General features: G+C 52.2%; 23 protein-coding genes. 4 read left to right on the top strand and 19 right to left on the bottom strand.

Translation table 11 applies throughout. The features are described 5' to 3' along the window. Positions 1 to 73: 73 nt before the first annotated feature. The 11 genes from ACEE09_RS05285 to glf form a co-directional block, all read right to left on the bottom strand. The gene (locus ACEE09_RS05285; RefSeq protein ID WP_449082736.1) at positions 74 to 565 is read right to left on the bottom strand and encodes a Tad domain-containing protein; all 492 of its coding nucleotides are present in this window, start codon (positions 563 to 565) and stop codon (positions 74 to 76) included. After that, positions 565 to 1,023 carry a hypothetical protein gene (locus ACEE09_RS05280; protein ID WP_449082735.1) on the bottom strand — a complete coding sequence of 153 codons (459 nt, stop codon included), beginning with the start codon at positions 1,021 to 1,023 and terminating at the stop codon, positions 565 to 567. Before ACEE09_RS05280 ends, ACEE09_RS05285 begins: the two co-directional genes overlap by 1 nt. Beyond that, positions 1,004 to 1,390: a TadE/TadG family type IV pilus assembly protein gene (locus ACEE09_RS05275; RefSeq protein ID WP_449082733.1), complete on the bottom strand. Its 387-nt coding sequence runs from the start codon at positions 1,388 to 1,390 to the stop codon at positions 1,004 to 1,006. The genes ACEE09_RS05280 and ACEE09_RS05275 overlap by 20 nt, the downstream gene beginning before the upstream one ends. A 9-nt stretch (positions 1,391 to 1,399) precedes the next feature. Next, positions 1,400 to 1,597, bottom strand: coding sequence for a hypothetical protein (locus tag ACEE09_RS05270; protein WP_449082848.1), 198 nt, complete (start codon positions 1,595 to 1,597; stop codon positions 1,400 to 1,402). A gap of 66 nt (positions 1,598 to 1,663) precedes the next feature. Continuing rightward, positions 1,664 to 2,305, bottom strand: a complete 642-nt coding sequence (locus ACEE09_RS05265) for a type II secretion system F family protein (protein WP_449082731.1) — start codon at positions 2,303 to 2,305, stop codon at positions 1,664 to 1,666. 290 nt (positions 2,306 to 2,595) lie between these two features. Next, the gene (locus tag ACEE09_RS05260; protein ID WP_449082729.1) at positions 2,596 to 3,450 is read right to left on the bottom strand and encodes a type II secretion system F family protein; all 855 of its coding nucleotides are present in this window, start codon (positions 3,448 to 3,450) and stop codon (positions 2,596 to 2,598) included. After that, a complete protein-coding gene (locus ACEE09_RS05255; RefSeq protein WP_449082727.1) occupies positions 3,447 to 4,691 on the bottom strand; it encodes a CpaF family protein in 1,245 nt (414 codons plus the stop codon). The genes ACEE09_RS05260 and ACEE09_RS05255 overlap by 4 nt, the downstream gene beginning before the upstream one ends. 316 nt (positions 4,692 to 5,007) lie before the next feature. Next, complete coding sequence (locus ACEE09_RS05250; RefSeq protein WP_449082725.1) at positions 5,008 to 5,784, bottom strand: ABC transporter ATP-binding protein; 777 nt, start codon at positions 5,782 to 5,784, stop codon at positions 5,008 to 5,010. Between the two features lie 4 nt (positions 5,785 to 5,788). Then, the gene (locus ACEE09_RS05245; protein WP_449082723.1) at positions 5,789 to 6,670 is read right to left on the bottom strand and encodes an ABC transporter permease; all 882 of its coding nucleotides are present in this window, start codon (positions 6,668 to 6,670) and stop codon (positions 5,789 to 5,791) included. Next, positions 6,667 to 8,661, bottom strand: a complete 1,995-nt coding sequence (locus tag ACEE09_RS05240; RefSeq protein WP_449082721.1) for a glycosyltransferase — start codon at positions 8,659 to 8,661, stop codon at positions 6,667 to 6,669. The genes ACEE09_RS05245 and ACEE09_RS05240 overlap by 4 nt, the downstream gene beginning before the upstream one ends. Positions 8,662 to 8,687: 26 nt before the next feature. Then, positions 8,688 to 9,875: a UDP-galactopyranose mutase gene (gene glf / locus ACEE09_RS05235; protein WP_449082719.1), complete on the bottom strand. Its 1,188-nt coding sequence runs from the start codon at positions 9,873 to 9,875 to the stop codon at positions 8,688 to 8,690. A 326-nt stretch (positions 9,876 to 10,201) separates the two neighbouring features. Between glf and ACEE09_RS05230 the strand changes: the two genes are divergently transcribed. Then, complete coding sequence (locus tag ACEE09_RS05230) at positions 10,202 to 13,960, top strand: FtsK/SpoIIIE domain-containing protein (RefSeq protein ID WP_449082717.1); 3,759 nt, start codon at positions 10,202 to 10,204, stop codon at positions 13,958 to 13,960. On the opposite strand, the gene ACEE09_RS05225 is transcribed toward ACEE09_RS05230, so the two are convergent. Further along, positions 13,926 to 14,309 (bottom strand): hypothetical protein, encoded by a 384-nt coding sequence (locus ACEE09_RS05225; RefSeq protein ID WP_449082715.1) that lies wholly within the window; start codon positions 14,307 to 14,309, stop codon positions 13,926 to 13,928. The two genes, ACEE09_RS05230 and ACEE09_RS05225, sit on opposite strands and share 35 nt — an antisense overlap. 285 nt (positions 14,310 to 14,594) lie before the next feature. Here ACEE09_RS05225 and ACEE09_RS05220 point away from each other — a divergent pair, with 285 nt between their 5' ends. Further along, positions 14,595 to 14,843 (top strand): WhiB family transcriptional regulator, encoded by a 249-nt coding sequence (locus ACEE09_RS05220; protein WP_449082713.1) that lies wholly within the window; start codon positions 14,595 to 14,597, stop codon positions 14,841 to 14,843. 82 nt (positions 14,844 to 14,925) lie between these two features. Here the strand turns inward: ACEE09_RS05220 and ACEE09_RS05215 are convergent, their stop codons facing one another. Genes ACEE09_RS05215 through ACEE09_RS05205 form a run of 3 tightly spaced genes read right to left on the bottom strand, consistent with a single transcriptional unit; the run spans position 14,926 to position 18,521 of the window. Next, positions 14,926 to 16,446 (bottom strand): sensor histidine kinase, encoded by a 1,521-nt coding sequence (locus ACEE09_RS05215; RefSeq protein WP_449082846.1) that lies wholly within the window; start codon positions 16,444 to 16,446, stop codon positions 14,926 to 14,928. Positions 16,447 to 16,497: 51 nt separating this feature from the next. After that, positions 16,498 to 17,877 (bottom strand): AAA family ATPase, encoded by a 1,380-nt coding sequence (locus ACEE09_RS05210; RefSeq protein ID WP_449082711.1) that lies wholly within the window; start codon positions 17,875 to 17,877, stop codon positions 16,498 to 16,500. Then, positions 17,877 to 18,521 (bottom strand): SAF domain-containing protein, encoded by a 645-nt coding sequence (locus ACEE09_RS05205; RefSeq protein WP_449082710.1) that lies wholly within the window; start codon positions 18,519 to 18,521, stop codon positions 17,877 to 17,879. Before ACEE09_RS05205 ends, ACEE09_RS05210 begins: the two co-directional genes overlap by 1 nt. 212 nt (positions 18,522 to 18,733) lie before the next feature. On the opposite strand from ACEE09_RS05205, the gene ACEE09_RS05200 reads away from it, so the two are divergent. Then, positions 18,734 to 18,964 carry a helix-turn-helix domain-containing protein gene (locus ACEE09_RS05200; RefSeq protein WP_449082708.1) on the top strand — a complete coding sequence of 77 codons (231 nt, stop codon included), beginning with the start codon at positions 18,734 to 18,736 and terminating at the stop codon, positions 18,962 to 18,964. Between the two features lie 10 nt (positions 18,965 to 18,974). On the opposite strand, the gene ACEE09_RS05195 is transcribed toward ACEE09_RS05200, so the two are convergent. Then, positions 18,975 to 19,532, bottom strand: coding sequence for a hypothetical protein (locus ACEE09_RS05195; RefSeq protein WP_449082706.1), 558 nt, complete (start codon positions 19,530 to 19,532; stop codon positions 18,975 to 18,977). Positions 19,533 to 20,606: 1,074 nt separating this feature from the next. Here ACEE09_RS05195 and ACEE09_RS05190 point away from each other — a divergent pair. Next, positions 20,607 to 21,110: an Rv3235 family protein gene (locus tag ACEE09_RS05190; protein ID WP_449082704.1), complete on the top strand. Its 504-nt coding sequence runs from the start codon at positions 20,607 to 20,609 to the stop codon at positions 21,108 to 21,110. A gap of 124 nt (positions 21,111 to 21,234) precedes the next feature. On the opposite strand, the gene ACEE09_RS05185 is transcribed toward ACEE09_RS05190, so the two are convergent. The 3 genes from ACEE09_RS05185 to ACEE09_RS05175 form a co-directional block, all read right to left on the bottom strand. Further along, positions 21,235 to 22,578, bottom strand: a complete 1,344-nt coding sequence (locus ACEE09_RS05185; RefSeq protein ID WP_449082702.1) for an RNA polymerase sigma factor — start codon at positions 22,576 to 22,578, stop codon at positions 21,235 to 21,237. A 246-nt stretch (positions 22,579 to 22,824) separates the two neighbouring features. Then, entirely contained in the window at positions 22,825 to 24,231 is a 1,407-nt protein-coding gene (locus tag ACEE09_RS05180) for a DUF4192 family protein (protein ID WP_449082700.1), read from the bottom strand. Between the two features lie 268 nt (positions 24,232 to 24,499). Then, the gene (locus ACEE09_RS05175) at positions 24,500 to 25,444 is read right to left on the bottom strand and encodes a proteasome assembly chaperone family protein (RefSeq protein WP_449082698.1); all 945 of its coding nucleotides are present in this window, start codon (positions 25,442 to 25,444) and stop codon (positions 24,500 to 24,502) included. Between the last annotated feature and the right edge of the window lie 173 nt (positions 25,445 to 25,617).

Here is a 25,617-nt window from a genome sequence, read left to right as displayed (position 1 = left end):
CCCTAACTGAAAAGGAGGGTAAGCGCCCGGTTTTGCCCCGCTTTTGCGCTGATGGGGCAGAGCTGTGGGTGTTCTACTGTTGGGTGGTGATGACGCGTGCCTTGCCGGTAACGGTGATATCGATACCATCAGGTAGCACGATGGAGAGTAAGGGCGGGTGGGCTCTTGCTGAGAGGACGACGGTTGCCGTATGGTGTTCGGGCGCTCCAGTTGCGGGGTTCAAGGCCAGCTGGGAGAAATCAGCCCCAGCGCCACTTTCATGCAGGAAAGTCTGAGCGGACGCCTGCACCCCGGCATTGGTGAGTCTCACCTGTGCCTGGGACGCCCCTACTGCGGTGATACCTTCGATGCGTTGCGCAGCTGAGGTTGCAGCCTGATCAGCTAAAGCTTGCAGACGTGCTCTTTCTAGGTAGACTGAGCTCACTCCAGTAACGGTAGAGGCAATCAGTAGCAGCACCAGACAGAGCCCCACGATCAGAGGAAGCACACTCCCCTGCTCAGCTTCATGCTCTTTTTCTGTCTCTCCTTGAGACGATTCAGAATAGTGGGCGTGTTTCTTGAGCATCAGGAGTAATCACCTCCCCAGCTCACAGCCTGGGAGGTCATTGTAGCCAGGGTAGGTGCTCCTGGCCAGGGCACCAGGGGCAACTCCACCTCAACTCTTACCTCTACAGTTACCCGCTCCCCCGGTGCGCAGGTATCCTCACAGCCTAAGGTGGCTGTAACAGCCCCAGCATCTATACCAAAGTCGCTTGCTGTCAGCACCGCAACAGCTTGGACAGCAGATTGGCTACGCTGCTCCGGGGGTAGAAACTGAATGACCTGTAGAGCGTGGGCACTAGCGTTAGAGGCCGCGAAGGCCGCTGACTGCATGGCAAAAACCGAGAGCAGAAAATAAACTGTGGGCACCATCAGCAGGGCACCTAAGCCAATAAATTCGACCAGGGCACTGCCCCTGTCAGAATGATCTGACCTTTCTGCTACTTTAGGTTCTTCACCGGGTTTATCGCTGAACCACAGCATGCCCGCTCACCTCCCACTGGGCGTCCATACCAAAGGGGCCAAGCAGTGGGACCGGGGCAACAACGGTCACTTGCACAGCATCTACTCCCTGCCACTGGGTGACAGAGCTACTAATCTTCGCCGAATACTGGTCAGGGAGCACAGAGTAGAGCAAGTCGTGTGTGCGCTCTTCACCATCAGCGGGCGTCCTATCGAGCATGGCCCCATAGCGGGCACCTTGAGAGGCAGCATCTTGCAGTACGTTTCGGGTAAACATGGCAAAAGCGATTTGCACAACACTCAGGAAAAGTAAAACAACCAGGGCAGAAACCATCACGAACTCTGCCGTTGCGTTTCCTCTTTCCTTCTCAAGGACCACAGCTCTCACAGGACTCCCCTAGCGGCTAATCATCGACATCGCATTATTGAACATATTCACCAGAGCATCCTGAGCAATCACCAAAATAGCGGCCACGAGGATAGCGGACATCATCGTGATCATCACCCAGCCGGGTACGTCACCACGCTCAGCATCATCTGCGCTAGGCAGAGGGGCAAAAATGCTGATAAGGGCCTTAACGTAGGTGTCGGTCATAAACTTTTTCATGGGTTCTCCTTATACATAAGAGGGTGAATAGAAAGCGCCTAGAGGAAGGCAAGATTAGAAATTAAGATTAAGAAGGGAAAGGCCTGGAAACATCGCAAAAAGCACAGTGAGCGGAAGAATCAGAAAGACAACGGGCGCCATCATACCGATTTCTTTCTTCCCTGCTGTTTCCATCAGCTCACGCTTGGCGTTATCCCGCACATCTTGTGCCTGGGCTCGCAAGACATCAGCCAGAGGTGTGCCACGTTCAATAGCCACCACCAGGCCGTCCACAAAACGGGAGAGGGCCGCCACCGAAGTTCGCTGAGAAAAACTTTGCAAAGCAACAACCAGTGATTCACCAGAGCGAGTCATAGCGAGAATAGTTCGAAACTCACCAGAGAGCTCTCCCTGCGAACTGCGCACAACCCGCTCAAGCGAACCGATAGCTGACTCCCCTGCGGTAACAGATAAGGCCATCAACTCAGCTAAGGCGGGAAACTCAGCTAGCATCGTTTTTTCCCGTTTAGCAATCTGCTGAGATAGCCAGTAATCACGAGCAAGAAAACCGGCCGCAGCACCTAACACGATGAGAAGAAAGCCCGGCACAAGATTTAGTGTGCCGTGGGCAAGTCCCACAGCTACCAGACAAATACAGAGCCCAGCAGCCAGCAAACTCCACAGCACCTGTTGCACCCGGTATTCAGCAACCGTCAAACCCCTACCTAACTGGGCAAGACGTTTTTCAAGAGCCACTGTATCGAAGCTAGATTTACCCAAACTCCGGTAAATCTTTTCGACCCAGGGGGCCAGAAGGGCAGCACTTGCACCGTAGATACCTTCTGGCAAGGTACTATACGGGGCATCTGGGCGGCTCTTTTTAAGTTCTGCTGCGCGCAATTGGGGTGCTATACGGTCTGCGAAGCTTTCCCGCCGCTGGTGCCACATACCTGAAAGAACCAACCAGAGCCCTGCGGCAAGACTCAGGCCAAGGAGAAGAGAAAGATTCATGCAAGGACCCTCTTCTCTTCAGGTAAAGCACCGATACGCATCATGAGCCGGTAGGCAATAATAGTTAGTACGAGCCCACTTGCTAAGACCACAAAGCCAGCAAAGCTGTTATAGATTCTGATGGTACTAGGCTGGGTTGCCATTAAACCCAAGACAACCCAGGGGGCCACACAGGCCAGACGCGCAGCATTAACCGTCCATGATTGTCTAGCTTCAAGCTCAGAACGGGTTCTACTGTTCTCACGTAAAAAGGAGCTTAAGGTTCCTAGAAGTCGACCTAAGTCGGTGCCACCAACTTCGCGGGTCACTTTAAGGGCCTCAATGATGTTATCGGCTGTAGGGTCGCTCAAACGGTCTTTAAGACGGTTCAGAGCAGGCAAGAACTCGCCGCTAGCCAGGTAGTCTGCAGCAAAACTGGCAAAAGCTGGGCGTAGAGGTTCTGGGCCCCGGTATTGAAGTTGCATGAGGGCATCTGGAAGCGATAAGCCAGCACGGATAGCTGACCGCAAGTGATCTACCGTGTCAGGCCATAGATCTCGCAGCTGAGCCTGCCGTTGAGTTGCCCGGTGTTTGACCAGAAAATAGGGGCCAAAGAAGCCAACGCCTGCAGCAAGTAGAGCAAGAGGGACTAAGGACGTCAGGGCAAAAGTTAGGACCATGGCCACTAGAGCAGCTGCAGCCGACACTGAATAAAACATACCCACAGTGAACTTCTCAAGATCTGCCTGACGAAGGAGCTGCTGCATGACGGGAGCTTTGCGTTTTTTCTTTCCGCGGCTGGGAAGCTCCCAGAAGGACATATAGATAAAAAGCGCACCAATACCGAACGTAAGACCAAAGAAAGCACTCATACCAGCCCTGCCTCACAGTTAAGCAGAGATTCAGGAGCATAACCAGCCCTCAGAAACTTCTCCGGTGAGGGCACCTCTGAGGCAACACACACCAGCTGCTCACCTTCACGCCTAAAAAGTGTGCTGGTCTCAATCACACCATGTTCAACACGATTACCCACCGCAAGAATCTCTCGAACGTAGCGCCTCCCTCTCAAATCGCGGTCGCAATGCACTACCAGGTCAAAACAAGAAGCTACCGTCGGCACAACAAAAGAACTTGAGATATTATCACCGGCTAAAAGCGGGAGTGTGCACATCTTGGTGATAGCGTCACGGGCAGAGTTAGCGTGGATAGTGCATAAGCCCGGCAGCCCAGAATTCAAAGCTATCAACATATCAAGGGACTCAGCTTCACGTACCTCACCAATTATTAAACGGTCAGGTCTCATACGCAAGGCTTCTTTCACCAGACGCCGTAGAGGAATCTCCCCATGCCCTTCAAGGTTGGGCTGACGGCACTGCATATTCACAACATCGCGCAACGGAATCTTAAGCTCAAAAATCTCTTCACAGGTGATAACACGTTCTCGCATACCAATTGAGGCCGATAAACAGTTCAACATAGTTGTTTTACCAGCTTGAGTTGCCCCTGACACCAGGCAATTGAGACCGCTAGCAACAGCTGCATCCAAAAACTTTGCAGCCTCTAGGCTCAGAGAGTCCAGTTTCACTAAATCATTTAAACGGGTTGCCCGAGCAATGAACTTACGAATGTTAATGGCCCAATGTTGGCGGGTAACATCGGGTATAGCTACATGGAGCCTAGAGCCGTCCGGCAGTGAGCTGTCAACAAAAGGCGTGCTCAGATCCAGGCGACGGCCCGAGGTTTTGAGCATACGCTCTACCAGTGCACGAATCTGTTCTTCGCTCAGGCTCAAGCCAGTTAGCTCCGATTCCCCGGCCCTAGCCACAAAAATCTCATCCGGGGCGTTAATCCATACCTCTTCGACAGAGCTATCATCAAGAAACTGTTGAATCTCGCCAAAGCCGCACACCTTGTCAAACAAGGTGCTCATGAGGGTATCAGCGTTCTCAAGCCGCGGCACTGCCCCGCGCAGCATCTGGTGCTCATACTCTGCGATTGCCTGCTGAATGAGCTCTTTAGCTTCACTCTGCTGTACAAGCGGATCAAGGCTACTACGGCGAATTAAATCGCGTACATCTGCTTCGATAAGCTCTTCTGCGTGCGCTATAGGCATTTGTCCCCCTTACGTCCTGTTCTTACCCATCGGTGAATTCTCCAACAAGATACAGTTGATTAGGTCAAACAATCAAACGGCAGAAGAAAATTCTGTGGATAAATCAGCCGGGTGCGCCTCTGCCCCACAGGTTAGATCCCATACAAGTTTTGCTTGATAAGGCACGACAACTCAAGGGCAGAACTTTTCCACAGCCCCTCATTTTCATTGCAGAAATTCGTAACGTTTAGACACGCAACTAGTTACTGACTAGTAACAACGCACAAAAATACCCACAAGCTAGGGAGCTTGTGGGTACTTTAGGGGAAGACTTCTCTTACCGAGATTTAGCCCTCATGAACTCAATCGCCTGGTCAATAGGACCATCAAACTGTTTAGAACCGTGATCCAAAACGACACCACGCTCACAAATCCTAGCCACCAAATCAAGGTCATGACTGACTACAACCAGGGTTTTCCCCTCAGCACTCAAGTCACGAATCTTAGCGATACACTTCTTCTGGAAAGGCTCATCGCCCACCGCCAGGATCTCATCCACCAAGAAAATCTCCGGGTCAGTATGAACAGCCACAGCAAACGCCAGACGCAAATACATGCCCGATGAGTAGAACTTCACCTCGGTATCAATAAAGTTGCCGATTTCAGAGAACTCAACAATTTCATCGAACTTTGCTTCGATCTGTTCCTTGCTCATACCAAGGATTGCGGCGTTGAGGTACACGTTATCCCGCCCGGTAAGGTCGGGGTGAAAGCCTGCACCGACCTCAATAAGCCCGGCAATGCGTCCGCCCGTCAGCACCATACCTTCATCAGGGTGCATCACACCCGAAATCAGCTTGAGCAAGGTTGACTTGCCAGAACCGTTATAACCCAGCAAGGCAACGCGCTCACCTTCACGAATATCTAAAGAGACCCCGTTGAGCGCATTGAATTTCTCATTCAAATCTCCCTTGCGGCCCTTCATCAACCAGACGAAAGCTTCCTTCATCGAACGGGTATGGCGCAGCACAAAGCGTTTGACCAGCGACTCAACCCTAATAACCACCGGGGCGCTATCAGTCACAGGCGGTAAATCGAACTTCTTGATATCCATACGATCAGAGCTCCTGGGCGAAGTTGCCCTCGAGCTTACGGAAAAGTAAGTCACCAAGGAACAAGGTTACTAGCGAAACGCCCAAGGCAACCGGCACCCACAGAGTAAGTAGATGCGGAGGGATCTGCGAGGTTGGTAGAGCCAAAGCCTCCTCAGACAAAGTGGGGATCCAGAAAGCATAGTGAAACAGTTCAACAGCAACGGTCAGAGGGTTCAGAAGATAAACATTAATAACCCACGAATAGAGAGTATCTCGCACCATAGTCCATGAATACAGCACCGGAGAAAACCAGGTAGCAACCATCAGGAGCATATCCACAATATTCTCTGAATCACGGAAAAAGACATTAGCCACACCAAAAATCAGGCCAAGCCCCGCAGAGAACACCATAATAATCACCATGGCAACAAGAGCCGCAGCAACCTGCTTCACATCTGGGCTCCACCCGGCAAAAATACAAGCCAGCAAAAGCACCACAATCTGAGGCACAAAGTGGATCAAAGCCACCCAAATCGTTGAGACCGAGAACAGCTCACGAGGAAGGTAAATCTTCTTAATCAAGGCACCATTAACAACCATGGCCTTAGCCCCATTACTGAAGCCTTCAGAGAAGAAGTTAATGACAACCATGCCAGAGAACAGGTAAATAGCATAATTCTGCATGCCCCGTTCCAGGCCCAGAAAAAGGCCCATGGCAATGTAGAAGACACCGAACTGCACACCCGGTTTAATATACGACCAAAGAATACCCAAGACAGACCCACGGTAGCGAACCTGGATTTCCTTGTCGACCAGCAGCTTCAAAAGATAACGATTTTGAAGGACATCTCGTAGACCTCTACCACGCCCTGGGGGCAAAAGAGGGTGAACTATTTGCTTACTCATCGGGTCAGCTCAGACTCCGTATGCTTCTTGAAAGTATCAGCCCACGCATCGTACGACGCTACTTCAGCTGCTGCTGAACGATACTGTTGACGCAATTCAGCCCAATTCTTATAGAGCTTGGCATGTAGCTTCGAAGCACGAGCCAAATTCTCCCGAAGCTTCTTGGGGTCACGCTGATACCAGAAGACACCGGTCCCCTCAGCGTTAGTCACCAAGAGCGAATCAAACTTAGAAACAGTCCACCAACGATTCTCAGAGTAATTCAGCTGAATCTGGGGGTTTGTCTTCGCCAAATCATCAACCGGCTTAAAGAGCTGACGCCCCACAGTCGAAACAGCCCAGGGAATAAGCTTCCGGTAGCCAGGGGAACTAAAGTTACGACGTCCCTTGAAAGGAGGTTTAGTCGTCTTGGGCTGAGGGTACTCATCGACATCTGACTTGAGCTGAGCGTCCTGGAACTCCTTCACCTTACCGCGAATAACAGGCAGGCGCTCGCTGAGAGAAGGGTGCAGATGTTCTGGGCCAGAGAGCAAATCTTCGATAGCCATCAGGCGGCCTTCTTCTGTATAGTACTGCATCGATAGAGCATGCTTTACATCCAAGAAGAGAGATTCGCGTAGGACCGCTCCACCCTTTTCAAAGGGGGAATGGATAAGGGCAGTAATAAGGCGGTTACGCTCGTGGAAGTAAGCCTGCCAGCCGACGGAGTCGTCCTTATCTTGCCACGATACGTGCCACAAGGCCGCACCGGGGAATGAGACGGTGGCGATTCCAGCTTCTTTAGCGCGAAGACCGTACTCTGCATCGTCCCATTTCAAGAAAAGGGGAAGTGACAGGCCAATCTTCTGAATGACCTCTGTAGGAATCAGGCACATCCACCAACCGTTATAGTCAACGTCTACACGGCGGTGCATCCAGTGCGTGTTACGGAGGTTGTTTCTACCTAAATCGTGCCCAAGAGACATATCAGCATGGGGCTTATCGTAAAAAGTGCGCCAGGGGTTCACTACTTCACCGAAGGCGTGCAGAACTGACCGGTCATACATATCGAACATGTGACCGCCCACAATAGTGGGGTTCTTGCAGTAATCAGCAAAGGTAATCAGACGCAAAATAGATTCAGGTTCAACAACGACGTCATCATCGAGCAACATAACGTAGTCTGACCCGTTATTAACAGACTCGAACATGCCGCGGGCAAAGCCGCCCGAACCACCCAGGTTTGCCTGGTTGATAATACGGAATTTGCCCGCAAGAGGAGCAACTACCTCTTCAAAGTCAGGGTGGTCTTGAACTTTATCGGTACCCTGATCAACAATCAGAATCTCTTTAACGGTTTCCAGAGCATCAAGGTTATTACCAAGGGAACGGATATTGTCGATGCAATACTGCACCTTGTTCATGGTGGTAATCTGCACGGTAGCTTTACCGCCAGCTTCTCCCAGGCGAGGCTTAATATTACCAAGCCACTCTGCCTTGATTAGGGTAAGGTCGCTGTGGGTGGCAGTAAGATCAAACCAATACCAGCCACCATCACCGAAGGGAGCTAGTGTCAGGTCAAAGGTGGAAGTTTCTGGCCCTTCAAGCACTTTAGCGTCCACGCGTTGGATAACACCGCGAGCATTTGACTTGTAGACCACGACCATACCTGAACCTTCAGTGGTGATACTGAGGGTTACTGATCTAAGGTCGGTCCATCGTCTCCAGTACGATGCGGGGAAGGCATTGAAATAGGTGCCAAAGGAAACAGTTTTACCTGCATCTAGGTGAGTTGAATGGCGACCTAGTAGGTCAGAGCTCATGGTTGCAGGGCCCGTTGAACTTTCGTTCTTCAACTCCTGTTGAGCAGTTGCCTTCTCAATGGTTTGAGCTGCGTCTCCGTCTAAGCGGGTAGGTAGTTGCACGCCGGTGGCGCTACCACTGTCAATATACAAGGGTATGACGTCAGTTTGTACAGCTTCAGGCAGAATAACCCGCTGTAGAGTTTTCATTGCAGTTACGCTTTTTTCGCTCATTGTTAGGCCTCGATTCCGCCAGATATCAGCTTTTCGCCCTTTTCGAAGTGGGGGCGGAGCTTATTGTCGAACATTGAGAGTGCTGCACCGATTGCCATGTGCATATCGAGGTACTTGTAGGTGCCCAGGCGTCCGCCGAAAAGGACGTTCTGCTCTCCCCCAGCTAGCTCACGGTACTTCAGGAGCATCTCGCGGTCGGCACCGGTGTTAATCGGGTAGTAAGGCTCATCGCCCTTTTCAGCAAAGCGGGAGTATTCGCGGTGGATGACGGTGGCATCCTTGGTGTAGTCACGCTCGGGGTGGAAGTGACGGAACTCGTGGATGCGGGTGAAGGGGTGGATTGCATCGGGGTAGTTCATGACGGGGCAGCCCTGGAAGTCTTCAATATCGAGGACTTCTTCTTCAAGGTCGATGGTTCGCCAGGAGAGGTCGCCTTCTGCGTAGTCAAAGTAGCGGTCGACCGGGCCGGTGTAGACAACGGGGACTTGGCTCAGCACCTTGGAACGGGAGTATTCGTGGCCTTCTTCAAAAAAGTCGGTATTGAGGTGAACTTCGATGTTGGGGTGGGCGGCCATGCGCTCAAGCCAGGCGGTGTAGCCGTCAACGGGCAGGCCTTCGTACTTGTCGTTGAAGTAGCGGTTGTCGTAGTTGTAGCGTACGGGCAGGCGGGAGATGATGGACGCGGGCAGGTCGGCGGGGTCGGTCTGCCACTGCTTGGCAGTGTAGTGCTTAATGAAGGCTTCGTAGAGCGGACGCCCGATGAGGGAAATGCCCTTATCGTTGAGGTTCTTGGGGTCAGTTCCAGCTAGTTCACCGGCTTGTTCCTGAATCAGGGCCTTAGCCTCTGCCGGTGAGTAGGCGGCGTTGAAGAACTGGTTGATGGTGCCCAGGTTGATGGGCATGGGGTACACGATACCGTTGTGGTTGGTGTAGACGCGGTGGGTGTAGTTGGTGAATCCGGTGAAACGGTTGACGTATTCCCAGACGCGTTCGTTAGAGGTGTGGAAGAGGTGAGCGCCGTAGCGGTGAACTTCGATCCCGGTCTTTTCTTCGTTTTCGCTGTATGCGTTACCGCCGATGTGGTGGCGGCGGTCGAGAAGGGCTACCTTGAGGCCAAGCTGGGTAGCAGCTTGCTCTGCGATGGTGAGGCCAAAGAGGCCAGAGCCTACAACTACAAGATCAGCGTTCACTTAACTTACTCCTTATTAGGGGTTGCGCACCTAGCGTGGGGATTGAGGCAACCGCGCTCTGCTACTACAGCGTAGAAGCTTAAACTTCAGTGTGTTCCTTCTATGTACGGTAAACACAGTTAATAACAAAAGTACCGGATATGGGCGGCCACTACCCGCTAACAGGCTGGAAAATTCGTGTGATTATTCCCCAGTCTCACTATCGGAGGTGACAGGGAGGTGAAAATCTTAAATTTTTCCCCGCCACCACCTAAAAACAACGCATATAGTTTGTTTTTCTGTTTTGCGCCCTTGCGATGGCAGGTTTCCAGGTCTTAGGTAGCCCTATGAAGCTTTTACTCCGCATCCAGCAACCTCCCGCTGGGCCTTACAGGTCGGTAGAACTTGAGTATTCACGAGGAACAACAGGGGCTATCTGCCATCAAGAACTGTGCTCCTTGTGGGGTAGCGATCATTTCAGCTGGAGCATTCAGGGGAACGATATCAGGGGGCTCACCCCTGGTCTTTCTCCCTGGGTTGATGGCGCCCAGCTCAAAGTATCAGGTTCTTTATCTCATCCGATTTGGTCTTCCCCTTCAGAGAGCCAACCTCTCTTTATCTTGCGCGTGATTCACGGGCCAGACTCACATTCTTACTTTCCCTTGGCACGAGGTAGCTGGGAAATCGGCAGACAAGCTTCTCTGCTCAGAGTTGAGGACCCCTCTCTCGCACCTATTGAGGGCTGCCTCGAAGTAACTGGCAGCGGAGTGTATTTCTCAGGGAAAGATGCGCACCACAGAATCACCATTGGGGAAAAATTTGTCTTAGGTAGTAGCGTCCTCGTTCTTGACCAGCATGAGAAGAGCCCTCCCCTTTTCTGTGACCCTGAGATTCAAGAGATTGATGTTCCTGCGCCTAAATCTAAGCTACTTACCGTGGCTATGATGATTTTCCCTCTCATCATCGGGCTCGTCATTGCCTGGTTTACAAAACTGTGGTTTATTCTTCTGATGGCTTGTGGGTCCTCACTTTTGATGGGTCTTCATGCCTTTACACAAGGCCATGAACGGTCTTCGGTACGCCGGGAAATAGCGCACCTTGCCCATGCGGAAGAAGAAGCAGTAGTCAGCTACCGGGGAGCTGATGCGGTACACGCTACTACAGGTTTTATCGTAGGACGCGGCACCCGACCATTACGAGTCATGGGACGGCAACGTGAGTTAGAGCAATTACCTGAAGTCCAGGCAGCACCTTATACGGTCAACGCAGAAGAACTTGCACAGATACTCCCTACCCTGCCTTTATCAGCCCAGAGGTTAGCTCTTTATCAGCTTGTAGCCAAGGAAGAGCCTGTCTATGTTCTGGTAGGGAAGAAAGATCCCGCCTGGTTTCTACGTCTTATTGATCCGCTGCTTGCTACAGCAAACGTACTTGCAGTATCCACAGCAGAACTTGATAGCGTCGATGCTGGTGTGGTGGTGTGCTGTTCTATACCGGCGTCCTTACCAGCGCAGCTAAGGGCCTTTCCTGTCAGTTCTTATTCCTCCCCCCAGTCGCCCACAGACCTCTTTTCTCCACCCCACCCTTGGCATAGCTTCGTTGTAGATGGAATCAGCGAAGAGCGTTACTGTGCGCTACTAGCTGACCTCACGCCCGGTCAGCTATCCCCTATTTCCCAAGGTTTAGCTGGCGCTAAAGTACTGACATCTCACATACCAGCCTATGGTCTGACTGAGTTACCGCAGGAGGGTGCACATAAGAACCTGTGGGCGGCAGAGATTTTTCTCTTCGCAGGCCAGGCCTGCGGGAGTAATGCCAATCTACAACTGGGGCTGACCCTTCACGGCCCTCATTTCCTCTGCGCGGGAACAACAGGTTCAGGTAAATCTCAGCTTCTTCGTTCGCTCTTGTGGTCAGCAGCACTACGCTACCCGCCCCAACGTCTTTCATTGATCCTCATTGATTTCAAAGGTGGCGCTGGTTTAGGCCCCTTAGCGTCCTTGCCCCACTGCGCTTCACTAATATCTGACCTTGAAACTTCTCAGCTGATGCGCACGATGAAATTTTTACGAGCAGATCTCACGCGGCGCAAACAGATGTGGAAACGCATGGGAATTAGCTCCTACGATGATTACATCGCCTGCTGCAAAGCTACCCGTACAGCCCCGGAGTTTTCAGAGCTTGTTATCTGTATCGATGAGTTTCGTATGCTCGTCGATGATTACCCAGAGATAATGAACGAAATAATGAAAATCGCTACTATCGGTAGATCACTGGGCTATCACCTTATCCTTGCTACCCAGCGCCCTCAGGGAGCAATTTCTCCCGATATTCGGGCCAACATTTCAACGCTGATGTGTCTGAGAGTAAGTTCTGCGCAGGAATCTTTTAGCGTCCTAGGCTCTGATGATGCTGCTCATCTTTCTGCGCAGTCCCCCGGCCGGGGGCTCCTCAAAAGCACTGAAAATGAGGTGGTTGAGTTTCAAGCACCTTTAATTACAGGGCTCTATGAGCAAGAACCAGAAGACCTCTGCCGTGCACGTTTTATTCTCGATATCGATGATTCTCACATGGCCAAGATGCTCCCGCCGCTGAGCGATACCGACCTTGAGGCTACCAATACGTCCGTTCATCAGGCTTATCAGGCACTTCACCAGTTACCTGCTTATCGGCCTATCGCCGCTGCCCTTCAGCCTCCCAAGCATACCGATATGCCAGATTCAGCTCACCCGTTTTCTTTGCTGCTGGGTCGCTACGAGATAGCAGAGTTAGGGCTTCAAGCTCCTTTTATCTGGACGCCTAGCAATGGCCCGGTCCTACTACAGGGATCTAGCAATGATTGTCTGCCGGCACTTCAGGTAACCCTTCTTCAAGCGCTGGAGAAAGGCTATGCCGTTTTATGTCTTACCCCCTCAGAGCAGCGGGCTCGAGAGATACGGGGCTGGGGTGAGGAGTATGCAGAGCAGGTTGAGGTCTTTACCTACCAGGATTTTGACTATGTACAGCATCTTCTAGCCTCTTGCGCAGAAGAGCCCAAGCCTGGTCAGCTCCTACTGATAGATGCTCTCGAGGTGCTGCTTGATTCCCTTCAGCGGCACCCGGTAGCAGAATTCCACCTGCAGCAGATACTTACCATGGGCGAGCACCCCAAGGTCCAGGTTTTATGCACTTCAGTTACAGGAGTGCGGGGCAAGTACCAGCAAATTTTTGAGCACACCTTCATGACTCGTTCTGCTCTTGAAAGTGACCCTCTCCGCCCCCACACCAAGGATTACACGATACCGGGCAGTGGGCAGTTTGCGGTAGAAGGAAAATCTATCTACGACTCCTCGCAAGGACGGGTGCAGGCAGGTACGCTTGTCTGGGCAGCACTCGATACATCACCGAGTTCTTCAGACAAGGCCTCCTTACAGCCCACCACCCAGTTAGAGGGCTCTTACCCTGGCGAGCATTCCTGGCGCCCCTTACCCTTGTTCTGCCCTGTGCATGCTATCTCTCGTGCGCCTAAACCTCATTCAGGTGCACTTGCGTGTGGAGTGCTCAGAGACGGGTCTACAGCTTTCACCCCGCCTTTGCGGGCAGGGTTCATGAGTGTTAGCGGCCCTCGTGGGTCAGGGAAAACCAGCCTGCTCCAAACCTTCATCCAAGCTAATCCTGAGTATTATTTCATCCTTATCTCCTCAGGTGCTACTACTCAGATGGCAGATATCGAGCAGGCCCTCCTCGCGGGTGAAAGTCTAGGGGTTCGCCCTATATTGCTCATTGATAATCTTGATCAGCTCAGTCATGATGTGCAGCATACGATACTCAACCAGAAAGATAAATTTGAATCGGTTGTTCTTACCTATACTCCGTGGCCGCGCTGGAATACCTCCCCGATTCTTGCAGCCCTTAACGGCACGTCCACAGGTATCGTCCTTAGCCCACGAACCTCAGCAGATATGTCTTTCTACCCTGGCCTTACCTTACCGCTTGACCTTAGAACCTATGGTCAGTTACCGGCAGGGCGTGGAGTCATTATTGACCATGCAAGGGTTAGCGCTTTTCAAGCGGCCCTGCCAGAGGTAGAGGCTAGCGGGAAGAAGGAGTCAGATACTCGAGAGTAGAGCGAGTAAAAAGTAGCAAAATAACGGCCCCTCCAATCGTGGCTGCTGTGATTCCTACCAGGTGGTCCCCACCTAGGGCTGTTTGAATGCCAATAATAACGGCAAAGAGCTGCCAGACGAGCACAAGCGTCTGCCCAAAGCGCTGGGCCCGCCATATGGCAAGAGCGCCTACGCCAAGGGCTAGCGAGATAATAAAGTAGAAGGAGGCTGTCACTACAGCTCCCCCACTTTCAGTAGAGGTGATAATGCCGATGAGTGCGCGGAAGGCAAGGTATAGGGCCTGGCTTAAGCTTAAGCCAACCAAGATTTTCACTGGCCTGGGGACGGCTAAGGCACTAGAAGAAGCCATGTCTATCTCATTTCTCTTTCTTCCTAAAGGGTCTCCTATCTAGAATAGGCATCTGGGAGTGTTACCTCTCACCCCGGCACCCCCACAGGTCTTCTCCTGTGATATTTACCTCAGCTTTGCGGGCAGATTTTCGCTCACAACCCCCTTGTATGACGCCCCATATCGTGGGAAAGTTATTGAGGTTCAAGTTTGGCTCCTTTGAGGAAAGGGGCCAGATTTTTTTGTAAGTTGCTGAGTCCTTTTGCCTCAGCTTTAATCCGGTAAACCCTATAGGAGAGCATGCTAATGGATTGGCGTAGCCGTGCTGCTTGTCTTGAGAAAGACCCTGAACTCTTTTTCCCCGTAGGAAATACCGGGCCCGCCCTTCTTCAGATTGAAGAGGCTAAAAATGTTTGCCGCGGCTGCACTGTGATGGATATCTGCTTGCAGTGGGCTATCGAAACAGGCCAGGATTCTGGCGTGTGGGGCGGTACAAGTGAGGATGAGCGTCGTGCTATAAAGCGACGTGCTGCTCGAGCCCGTAGGGCCTCATAGTAGAAGACTTCACTTAAGTGTTCTTAAGCAGGGGTGAACTGGTCAAACAGTTCACCCCTGCTTTTTATAGTGTTCTTACTATCTATAAGATAGTTGCTTCAATCGTTACGAGAGTCCCACCTTCAGGGGCTGGAGACCAATGAATAGTACCGTTGAGTTCGCTAGCAACCAGGGTTTTCACGATTTGTGTGCCGAGACCGTTTCCGGGGCCGTCTTCCTCTAGCTCCCTGATTTTCTCTGCACTGATCCCCTGGCCGCTATCGTGCACTGTAACGATGATGCTGTGCTCTTGCCCTTCTGAGTAGCGGTGTTGGCAGCCTAACGTCACGGTACCGGTTTCTCCAGCTAGCCCGTGTTCTACCGCGTTAGCTACGACCTCGTTGATAACAAGGGCTAGAGGTGTTGCGATCTGGCTAGGTAGTTTCCCAAATGATCCCTCAATTCGGGTTGCAACCTGCTGGCCGGGGGACGCTAGCTCAGCAGCAAGTCTGAATTGGCGGCTGATGAGGTCATCGAAATCTACGTCCTGGGTCAGCCCTTGCGAGAGAGCATCATGTACCAGGGCGATAGTTGATACACGACGCATGGCCTGTTCAAGGCCTTCCTTCGCTTCGGGGGTGGTCATGCGTCTAGATTGTAGCCGCAGTAAAGCTGACACTGTTTGGAGGTTGTTTTTAACCCTGTGGTGGATTTCGCGGATGGTAGCGTCTTTAGACATCATCTCTTGTTCTCGCCGGCGTAGCTCTGTGACGTCGCGGCACAAGAGAAGAGCACCGTAGCGTTCTTCGCCAAATCTGGAGACGTGTCGCAGGGGAATGGCGCGGAAGGTGACGTTTTTGAGATTGGCTTTAATTTCTGCACGCCAGGGCATGCGGCCGGTAAGAACTAGGGGCAGAGTTTCGTCCGCTTTTTCGCCGGTGGGGAGTAAGGCCCGGGTGATATCGAGCAGGCTTGCCCCGATCATATCGCCTGCGTAGTTGAGGCGTTTGTAAATTGAGAGGGCGTTAGGAGAGGCGTAGGTGACTCGCCCGTCGGTATCAAGCATGACAAGACCGTCGCTGACGCGTGGGTTGCCGTGGGCTGTTCCAACAGGGGCAGCGAATTCGGGCCAGGCCCCGCGTGAGACCATCTGTAGAAGGTGGTGGGAGACATCGCGGTAGACCCGTTCTGCTTTCTGGCGCTTTCGGGTACCTAGGCTTTCACGGTGGACAGATAGTAGGGCTACAGGCCTGTCGTTACGTATGAGTGGAATAAATTCCGTATCAAGGACGATGTCGGTGAGGTTATGTTCATCGTTGAATGTCTTGGGGGTTTGACTATTCCAACTCGCTACAGCGCGTTCGCAGAGGGCAGGGTTGAGTTCTTTTCCTACCCAGTCGGTGTGGAAGACTGTGTGGGTGGTGGAGGGGCGAATTTGGGCCAGGTTGATGAACCTAGCGGAGGCAGGTAGCGATTGGGAGAGGGAGAAATAGCCTTCGATGGTCTCGGGGTGGGGGGCCCAGAGCATCAGGTCGCAGTAGCCGGTATCTGCAATGATTTGCCATTCGTTGGTGAGTAGGTGGAGCCATTCGATGTCGCCGGGCCTGTAAGCGTCTGTGGGCATGAGGGGTTCGGTCAGTGACAAGGTGCCTCCTGTTAGCGTGAACCGGGCGGTTTAGGTACTGTGGCGGCGGGTAAAGCGCGCCCAGGGTTTCTTCTTTTTTATCATGCTTATGCCCTGTACTTGCTCTAGCGATGGGGCAGGTTTTCCAAGTCCTAGGGCGCGTTGAGTGGTCTGAGCTAGTTCGTGCAGTTGGCGAGCCAGTTCTGTGTGTGGGGCTAGGTCAAGAATGGTTCGTCCTTCTAGCCGGGCTTTATCTGCGTTTGCGGTGTCTTCTGGTAGTTGAGATGTGATAGGGAGGGCTGGCCCAAAGCGTTCCCAGGAGTGTTCTAGTGCCGCTTGTGCGGAGCCGCCTAAGGCTTCGGTGCGGATTCGGTTAAAGACAATGCTGATTTTCTCGGCGGGGTTCGCTCCAAGAGCTGTGGTGAGACTGTCGTATGCTTTGATGAGCCGGGGTACGCCAACGACGTCTGCTAGGCCGACAGCTACTATGTGATCGGCTCGTGTCAGGCTGGTGAGGGTTGCTTCATTTCGTTGGGGAGTTAGGCCGTCAAAGCTCAGGGCGGGGTCTTCTTCTAAGCAAAAGGATGTATCAATTACTACTAGGTCGTATTTTGAGACCAGTTGATTGAGCACAAGCTCTAGTGCGCTGGAGCGTACTTCTACCCAGCGTTCTGCTTTGTTTATCCCGGTGATGACGTCGAAATAGTGGGAACGGTCTGAAATGGTATGGGTTAGTTCTTTGAGCTGCTGTTGGGTGAGGTTCCCGCGGTCTGCATAGTGGCAGAGCTGGGCCAGGCTCGAGTAGTCATCGGTGAGCCCCAAGGCGGCCCCGATTGAGGCCCCGTAGGTATCTGCATCCACCAGGCATACTGTGTAACCTGCTTCTGCGTAGGCTGCTGTTAGGTTGATGGCTAAGGTTGTGCGCCCTGGTGAGCCGTAGGGCCCCCATACTGCCATTACTTTTCCGTTTGTGTGAGGTGAAGGGGGTGCGTCCTGTTTTTCTTCTGTCTGTAGCTGCCCGGTGTGTGCAGGTGCGCAGAGCTCAGGTGCATCTAGGTGCGGTTCGGAGCGAGGTTCGGGGTCTTCTGAAGCCAGCAGGTTTTCGACTGCTTGTTCTATTTCACCGATGAGTTCGGCAGTATCGGCTAGGGAGTCGATGGGGTGAACCCCTGTGATAGCTGGTGGGGTTCCTTGGTCGAGGACAAGACAAACTGCTACCTCTAGAAGGTGCAGGGATTTCACCATGGAGTGAGTTAGTTGTTCTGCCCCGGTCACGATGAGTACAGCGCGGGCGATACCGCTTTGGGCGATTCCTAGCATCTCGCCGATGTCGTGAACATGTCTGACCACGCTCACATGGCCGCGCTGGGATTCGATAGCTGCGATGAAGCGTCCGCCTTCATCGCCAACGACAACAAGAGGGACCTGCATTAGTTATCTCCTGTTTCGTAAGCCGATGGAACCAGGTTGATGACCGCGCCTTTACTTGTTGCACCCAGTACATCAGGTAGGACTTCCTGCTTGACCCATAGTTCTACAGCTGAACGTCCTGTGCCTCCGATGACTGACTCTTGGGCGGTTACAGAATGTACCTGTGCTGATTCTGCTATCGCTACGGGGTCACCATAGGAGTTGGTGCCCTCTGTTTTGTAGGCGACCCAAATATCTACGTGGTCACCGGGTAGGTATTCAGCTACCGCGTACTGGTCTAGAAGTAATGTGACGAGTCTGCGCCCATCATTTACTTCGCTTGATAGTGAACGTGCAGAGAGAAGTTCGCCTGAGGCTAGGGGGCGTGTGGCAACTGTGCCCTCAGCGATTACTTGATCGGCTGAAAGATAGAATTGGGCTGAGTCTCCGAGTTTGACCTGGGTGGTTGTAGTGTTGTCGGTGGTGATTTTCTCACCTATACCAATATCTTTGCTAGCTACGTAATAGGGCTGAGTTTGGTTGGTAGCTCGCACGATACCGACCACCCCTAGAACTGAGAGAAGAATGATGAGGACGCCCGCCAGCAGCTTGGGGTCGCGAAAGCCCGGTTTTCTGAAGCGGGCAGCTAGGTTTTCTTGAGCCATGTGGGCACCTCTTTGAGTCAGGGATTTTTCTCTTTAACAGCAGTTTCCCTAATCAGAGGCTAGATTTCAAAATTCTTGCATATTTTGGGCGAAGGTTACGCAAAATCAATCAAGTTATCCACAGACTTTGATTCTTCTATCAAAATAGGTCAAAATACACTAAAATGTAGCAAAGAATCCCCCATTCACCCCCTCATAAAAGGACTCTAGACATGGTTGAACAGCGTTTCCTCACTCTGACAGACGTCGGTGAAATTCTTAATATCTCCCCCAGTCAAACTCGTGCATTGGTGCGTTCTGGGGAGCTAAAAGCTATCCAGATTGGTGGCAGAAACCAGTGGAGAGTTGAGAAGAGTATGCTCGAAGCCTATATCAGCGAGCGCTATGCCATGACCGAAGAAGCTATCCGGGCTGATCAGTCAGAGCGGGCAGATATTTCTTAAATGAGCTTGGTTATCTCGCTACTCTGATAGCGGCAATCGAGGTGAAGAGGACGCAACGTGGAACTTGTGGTATTCCATATGCGCCCTCTTTTTGTGTCCTCATACCGAGGATTTCGCAGTAGTCTGCCCCTACCGAGTAGATTTTTCCTGCGCTGGTTAGTCCTTTTCCTCCGGTGTGATGTATTTGTATCTCTTGTTGGGCTCTGCTCAGAGCTCGCAGGGCAGACCCTAGGGTGAGCTTTCGGGAGACTTCGTGTGCTTCTCCTATTGCGTGGTGGTTTCCTCCTTCCCAGCAGAGAGTTTCGGCAAGGGGAAGGATGATGCCCCCTGCCTCGGTGGAAAGTTGGAGCCACCCTAGCCCAAGGGTTTGTAGTTTTCCTCGCCAGATGTCTCCTGTTGTCCCGTGAATGGTTAGTTCTTGTTGCATCTGAGCGGCCAGTCGATCGGCTGCGGTGATGCGAGAAAGTTCTGCTTGGCGAAGCTCGCGGGCGTCCATCTCGTAGTCTCGCTGTTTGTGGGCTTCCATCTGAATTTCGTAGTCACGGAAGAGTAAATCGAGGTGTGTCATGCACTGAGCATACCGTGACGAGCGAAAATATCTCGAGTAATGGCATGCCGTCCTTTGAATCCCCCTCAAAGAGAAGTAGTATGATACTTAAATCATCAAACTGCATCAAATGACATGATTCGAGGTGAAAGAAGTGAAAACAAGGGTTTCTGCCTTCATAGTTGCCAATTTGGTTCCTCTGCTAGCTCTGGCGGGCGCTGGAGTAGCTAGCATGATGGTTCACTCACTTCTCACAGATAAGGAACACGGCCTAGACATAGCTCCAGGTACCCCAGGCCTGTGGGTTAGTCTTTTAGTTTGTGCTCTTATTGGCCTGTTCTGCTTCTGTATTGCCCTCTGGTGGCTTATGAGCTTAGGTTTTTATTACAGTGCTCTGCTTCGTTCGCAGCGTACCTTCCATCAGATACAGCTTCCTGCCTGGGCCCCTGGTCTTCTTAAGACACTTGCTGGAGCCTCTATAGGCATTGGAGCTTTAAACCCCGCAGCACAGGCTTATGCTTTACCGTCTGAACAGGCCGCTGTACTTACAGCACCGATGTACGGAGACGAGATTTCTTCCCCTCTGTTTCCTCACGAATCTAACGTCGCTTCTCCTATCGATGGTCCCCTCATCGATCTAAGGAGCCCCGCAACTCCACTTTCACCGCTCTTCGAAAGCCCTCAGACGCAGACGGCCGTAACTATTCTTCCTGTCAAAGGTACAAGCTACCGCCCCATCTCTCCCCTATTTGGAGGCAGCACTCCTCTATCGCAAATCTCTGGGGAAGGCGGTAGCAACCAAGAGGAACTTTCCCTTCTTGCTACCCCAGAGTCAGTGCAGTTCTCTGGAGCCTCCGAGGGCAAAGATGCACACCCAACTGAAAATCTCACAGATACCTACACCGTAGCCTCTGGTGATTCCTTATGGAGCATTGCAGAAAGCAGGTTAGCCCCAGATGCTTCTGGAGCTGAGGTGTTGGCGCTTGTGCAGAGCATCTACCACCTTAATCAAGATACTATCCCCACCCTAGATACCCTTATTTTTCCAGGTCAAACTATTCATTTACCCCGTTAGGTTTTACAAAGGAGCATCCAATGAAAACCGCTTTCCCAGAACGAGACGACCGTAAATACATCATCGTAGAGGCTACCGAATACGCTGAGAAATATGCGCCTTTCTTTGAAAAGGGTCACCCCGCTGAGCCTGAAGTAAGTCTTTCATTTATCGATCAAGAGGAGCAGGCTGTTGAGCAGCTTGGGGTTCGCATCGGAACCGCTGCCATTGAAGTTTTTATGGGGCGCAGGCCTCAGCATCATCTGGCGCCGTGGATGACTATTGGCTGCTACCGCACTCTGGAGAAGCAGCTTGAACAAGCTAAAGCTGCCATTCGTTACCGGCAGCTTCATTACCCTCAAGCCATGTACCCTCAGAAGCCTTCAGCACAGATTCGCCCGCGTCGTATCATCGTTCAGAAAGCTGCCCCTACAGCCTATGAGATGAGTTTACTGGTGACCGATGAGATTCGGACGAGAGCTATAGCTCTTCGGGCAGAGCGCAAACGAGGCAACTGGAAAATTGTGGCCCTAGCTATTGCTTAAGGCAGGTTTCTCAAGCGCTGCGCACTTATGATGGTGTGATTCAGATGTATCGCGAAAAGGGTGGGGCCCTTGAGCTAGCTTGCTCAAGGGCCCCACCCTTTTACTGTGTCTCCACTAAGCCGGTTTAGTCTAGGTAGTCGCGAAGAACCTGGGAGCGGCTAGGGTGACGGAGCTTAGACATGGTCTTTGATTCAATCTGGCGAATGCGCTCACGGGTAACCCCGTAGACTTTGCCGATTTCATCGAGAGTCTTAGGCTGACCATCAGTCATACCAAAACGCATGGCAACAACACCAGCTTCACGTTCAGAGAGAGTATCTAGAACTGAGTGGAGTTGTTCTTGGAGTAGGGTGAATGAGACGGCGTCTGCTGGTACCACAGCTTCAGAGTCCTCAATCAGGTCACCGAACTCAGAGTCGCCGTCCTCACCCAGAGGGGTGTGGAGTGAAATCGGTTCGCGGCCGTATTTCTGAACTTCAATGACCTTTTCGGGGGTCATATCAAGTTCTTTAGCAAGCTCCTCAGGGGTAGGTTCGCGGCCTAGATCCTGTAGCATCTGACGCTGCACACGTGCCAGCTTGTTGATGACTTCAACCATGTGCACAGGAATACGAATAGTACGAGCCTGGTCTGCCATAGCGCGGGTAATGGCCTGACGAATCCACCAGGTTGCGTAAGTTGAGAACTTAAAGCCCTTTGAGTAGTCGAACTTCTCAACAGCGCGAATCAAGCCCAGATTGCCTTCCTGAATCAGGTCGAGGAAGAGCATGCCGCGGCCAGTGTAACGCTTAGCAAGAGAGACGACCAGTCGTAGGTTGGCCTCCAGCAGGTGGTTCTTGGCACGGCGGCCGTCGTGAATAACCCAACGTAGCTCTTTCTTGAGCTGCGGGTCCATATCAGGGTTTTCTTTGAGCTTGTGTTCGGCGTAGAGACCTGCCTCGATGCGCATAGCAAGATCAACTTCCTGCTCAGCGTTGAGGAGGGCGACCTTACCAATCTGCTTGAGGTAGTCCTTAACGGGGTCCGCTGTGGCGCCGGGAGTAACAACGCGGATGGCAGGGGCGTCATCTTCATCGTTGGTAGTGAGAACAAAGCCTGAGCCCTTAGCTGCTACAGCTTCAGCTTCTTTCTTTTCTTCTTTGGTGACGGAGTTAGTCTCGTCATCTTCATCGTCTTCATCGGCATCTTCGATGTCGGTGGTATCGAGGTCATCACCGCTCAAGTCGATGTCGCTATCGGCGAATTCGTCGTCCTCGTCCTTGGCTTTACGGCCCTTTTTAGGGGCAGCTTTCTTAGCTGCGGTCTTTTTGGGGGCTCGCTGAGGTGCGGCGCTTTCTTCGTCGTCTGCTTCTACGGCGTCTGCTGCCTCATCAGCCTTTTTTGCTTTGGCGCGAGTTGAGGTTTTTTTAGCGGTGGCTTTGGTTGCAGCGGTTTCGCTGGCTGCTTTCTTGCGTGCGGCTGGTGACACAGAAAACCTTTCTGAGCTAGTTGACCGTAGCGAGTATGAGGCGGTGTTCGCGGTCAAAACACCTAAGACCCTGTCAAGTGCCTGGGTCACAAAATGCAGTTTCTAGGTAACTATCGGTTATCTCAACACCCTAGAAGGGGTTGCTATTCCCGAATACGGAACTGTATTTTCTGAGAGATACTTTGAGCGGGGTCAATAGTCAAGTATGACATGTTTTAGGTTATCTAGCGAAGAAGGCACGGCCTCTTATTCGCTATTCTTACTCATCTTCCCTCCAGGAGTCCCTCCAGGGAGGGTAAGCCAGGCTGGGAAGGCACTTATGGTTAAGAGGTAGTGCAGGGGTAGAGAATCATTTTCAATATAGGTGTTATCAATGGTTTCGAGCAGATGGGAGGCTTCTGTAGAGTTTCCCCGCATCCAGCTCATCCAGGCTTGAGCAGCAACAAGAGCCCCTTCTGCTTTCCCGGTGGCAGAGCCTTCAAGTACGGCTGCCAGGCAGGCTAAAGCGTCAAGACGTTTCCAGCATGGTGGGAGAGTTTCTAGCCCAAAAAGGGTCTGTGCGAGTGCGCTGAGATTATCCCCTGTGTCTTTTGATGGGTTCGGTGTATAAGATTCAGGTTGGCTGAGGTGATTGAGCTGATACCGGTGAAGCGTGGAGGGCAGGGGCAGCACCCTATTAGATTCCGGCTGATGATTTATTCCAAGTTCTTCGCTGCTCTTGGCCAAGGTTTCAAGGGCGGCTACGGAGTCTTTGAGACTGCGGCAGGCCTGAAAAATTACCAGTTGCAGCGTGGCGAGGCTACTGAGTGAAGTGATGAGAAAACCGGCTAAGTCAGGTAGCACCGTGGCGCGTATGGAATCAGCTAGCACTCCCCTGTTATCTAGGTCTATACCCGGGGCATTATCTAGCAAGGAAGTCACTGTATCTATCGCCTGTTCCCACAGCTCTAGTTCGCCAGCAATTTGGAACGCTTCATCAGGGTTCTCTTCTTCTTTATTGTGCTGGTATAGGGTGCTAGCAGCTTCAGCATAGACCTGCCAGCTCTCTTGTGCCTGGGGGTTCTGGGTTTGTAGCGCATCCCATCTTTTGAGTTTTTGTGCTTCTAAGAAATCGTTCGCAACGCATGATCCGCGAGTTACCAGTTCGGCGTAGAGCGGGCTTGTGAGCACATCGTCGAGAAAGCCTGCGGGAGCAAGTTGTCCTTCAGCGGGATTTACTGCCCAGTAGGCCTGTTGCCCAATTGCAAGTACGTCCAGTACGTTTAGCCCATGGCGTTGAGCATGAGCTGGGGCGAGCGTGGCGTACTGTTGCGCTGTGTCTATGAAAGGACTTTCTACTGCCGCATTTGCAGTACCCGAAGTTGAACCTGGGGCAAAGAGGAGCAGAAAGACGCTGTTGATAGGGTCACCGCTAGGGCTGTGGGTGGGGAAGGCGCCAAAGAGGTATGTAAGGAAGTCGTCCGGGGCTACGTCAGAAATATCCGGCATATCTACTCGCATGAGGGGGCCAGCGCCTCCGTCGCTGAGAGCTAGAAGCAGGATGGATTGTTCAGGCCAATACCCTAAAAGGTGAAGTGCTAGGGCAAGGACGTCGCGCTCGGAGCTGATGTAGGTAACGGTGGGTTCTTCTGGGGCGGAGTAATTCTCTGTCATACCTATTAGCCTGGTGAAAGTCAGAGCCTTAGGGGAATTTCGCTACCCCTTGTGGATATCTTCATAGTCAGCGAATAGGGAATTTACCCAAGTCACAAGGTTTTTTGTGGTAGACCATGGGCTAGGAACCTATATGTCGGTGAATCTATGACTTATCTGTGACAGATATATGAGGATTTCCACAGCCAGGCGCACTACTGAAAACGCTCTGAACTGAAAACGCTCTGAGACTTCCGAGGAAGATGAGGGGCCTAGGAGGATGAGGGGCCTAGCCCGGGGTGCCTTCACCCGCATCTGGGTCGTGGTAGTCTAACTGGGCCAAAAAAGCCTCGACTTCATCACCGATTTCGTCCCGGCTAGGAACCTGCCCTGCTGCTCGTTGTGAGAGGGGCAGGCTGCTAAATCCTTGGGCGGCGTTTGCGTCATATGATTCTTCTAGGCGCCGAATCATCCTTTGAATATCAGGGTTGGCGTTAGCTTGCTCATCAATTTGTAGCTGGACGTTTTCAGATAGTTCCCGCAAGCGATCTGAGGGAAGGCTCAACTTAGCAGCTAGCGATAGGTGCTCCATGGCGATGAGAGCAGTCTGGGGAAGTTCTGACTCTGAAAGGTATTGTGGAACATTCACCGCGAAGCCAGCTGTGCCAATCCCAGCCTCGGTGAGGCGAACTTCGAGCAGGCTTGAAACGGACCCTGGCACCATGACCTCAGGTTGAAAAGGGGAGATGCCAACGGTTAGGTCTTTTCGTGAGCCGTGTGCGGTTACGGGGATAGGGCGGGTATGCGGAACAGGCATAGGGAAGCCTGTAACCGTTAGGGCTACAGAAACTTCAAGTTTCTGGGCGATATCAACCACATCAGCTGTAAATCGTTGCCACAGCAAATCAGGTTCTGCTCCAGTAAGGAGCAAGAAAGGCTTACCCAGGCGGTCTTCTACCGCATAGAGTTTGAGTTCGGGGAGCACCGGGTTGGTGTAGTGGTCTTTCTTGAAAGTGATGCGGGGCTTTCGTGAGCGGTAGTCGTGTAGGCGGTCAGCATCAAATTCAATGACGGGCACGTTATCAAGTTCGTGCAGAAGTACTTCACCTAGGTGCCCGGCGGTACCACCTGCATCCTGGGGGTGAGAGAGAGCAATGACAAGGGGTAGACCTCGTAACCGGTCATTTTCGAACGCTCCGGCCTGGGCTATATACAGCCGGTCTTCGTGTATCATCTTTCTAGCCCCCTTTTTGAGTTCCCGTCTTCTGTGAGTCTCTATAGTACTCCAGGGTATGGCCGGTGTGTAGTCTGATGACTGAGGTATAAGGCTGGGAACATGCAGAATTATTGCTGACAGCCACGCAGAGTTCTCGCCTTATCTGTTCGCTCTACGGTGATTTACCAGTA

The organism is Rothia sp. 88186D007BW, from assembly GCF_053544215.1.
Note: the sequence above shows the minus strand (reverse complement) of the source record. Positions and strands in the feature narration are given on the sequence as shown.

Coding starts and splice junctions, on each gene's coding strand:
- ACEE09_RS05200 (WP_449082708.1), top strand. CDS start 18,734: ATGGTTGAACAGCGTTTCCTCACTCTGACAGACGTCGGTGAAATTCTT.
- ACEE09_RS05210 (WP_449082711.1), bottom strand. CDS start 17,877: ATGCAGGTCCCTCTTGTTGTCGTTGGCGATGAAGGCGGACGCTTCATC.
- ACEE09_RS05270 (WP_449082848.1), bottom strand. CDS start 1,597: ATGACCGACACCTACGTTAAGGCCCTTATCAGCATTTTTGCCCCTCTG.
- ACEE09_RS05230 (WP_449082717.1), top strand. CDS start 10,202: ATGAAGCTTTTACTCCGCATCCAGCAACCTCCCGCTGGGCCTTACAGG.
- ACEE09_RS05285 (WP_449082736.1), bottom strand. CDS start 565: ATGCTCAAGAAACACGCCCACTATTCTGAATCGTCTCAAGGAGAGACA.
- ACEE09_RS05260 (WP_449082729.1), bottom strand. CDS start 3,450: ATGAGTGCTTTCTTTGGTCTTACGTTCGGTATTGGTGCGCTTTTTATC.
- ACEE09_RS05205 (WP_449082710.1), bottom strand. CDS start 18,521: ATGGCTCAAGAAAACCTAGCTGCCCGCTTCAGAAAACCGGGCTTTCGC.
- ACEE09_RS05240 (WP_449082721.1), bottom strand. CDS start 8,661: ATGAAAACTCTACAGCGGGTTATTCTGCCTGAAGCTGTACAAACTGAC.
- ACEE09_RS05255 (WP_449082727.1), bottom strand. CDS start 4,691: ATGCCTATAGCGCACGCAGAAGAGCTTATCGAAGCAGATGTACGCGAT.
- ACEE09_RS05195 (WP_449082706.1), bottom strand. CDS start 19,532: ATGACACACCTCGATTTACTCTTCCGTGACTACGAAATTCAGATGGAA.
- ACEE09_RS05175 (WP_449082698.1), bottom strand. CDS start 25,444: ATGATACACGAAGACCGGCTGTATATAGCCCAGGCCGGAGCGTTCGAA.
- ACEE09_RS05250 (WP_449082725.1), bottom strand. CDS start 5,784: ATGGATATCAAGAAGTTCGATTTACCGCCTGTGACTGATAGCGCCCCG.
- ACEE09_RS05180 (WP_449082700.1), bottom strand. CDS start 24,231: ATGACAGAGAATTACTCCGCCCCAGAAGAACCCACCGTTACCTACATC.
- ACEE09_RS05190 (WP_449082704.1), top strand. CDS start 20,607: ATGAAAACCGCTTTCCCAGAACGAGACGACCGTAAATACATCATCGTA.
- ACEE09_RS05225 (WP_449082715.1), bottom strand. CDS start 14,309: ATGGCTTCTTCTAGTGCCTTAGCCGTCCCCAGGCCAGTGAAAATCTTG.
- ACEE09_RS05215 (WP_449082846.1), bottom strand. CDS start 16,446: ATGCCCACAGACGCTTACAGGCCCGGCGACATCGAATGGCTCCACCTA.
- ACEE09_RS05280 (WP_449082735.1), bottom strand. CDS start 1,023: ATGCTGTGGTTCAGCGATAAACCCGGTGAAGAACCTAAAGTAGCAGAA.
- ACEE09_RS05245 (WP_449082723.1), bottom strand. CDS start 6,670: ATGAGTAAGCAAATAGTTCACCCTCTTTTGCCCCCAGGGCGTGGTAGA.
- ACEE09_RS05220 (WP_449082713.1), top strand. CDS start 14,595: ATGGATTGGCGTAGCCGTGCTGCTTGTCTTGAGAAAGACCCTGAACTC.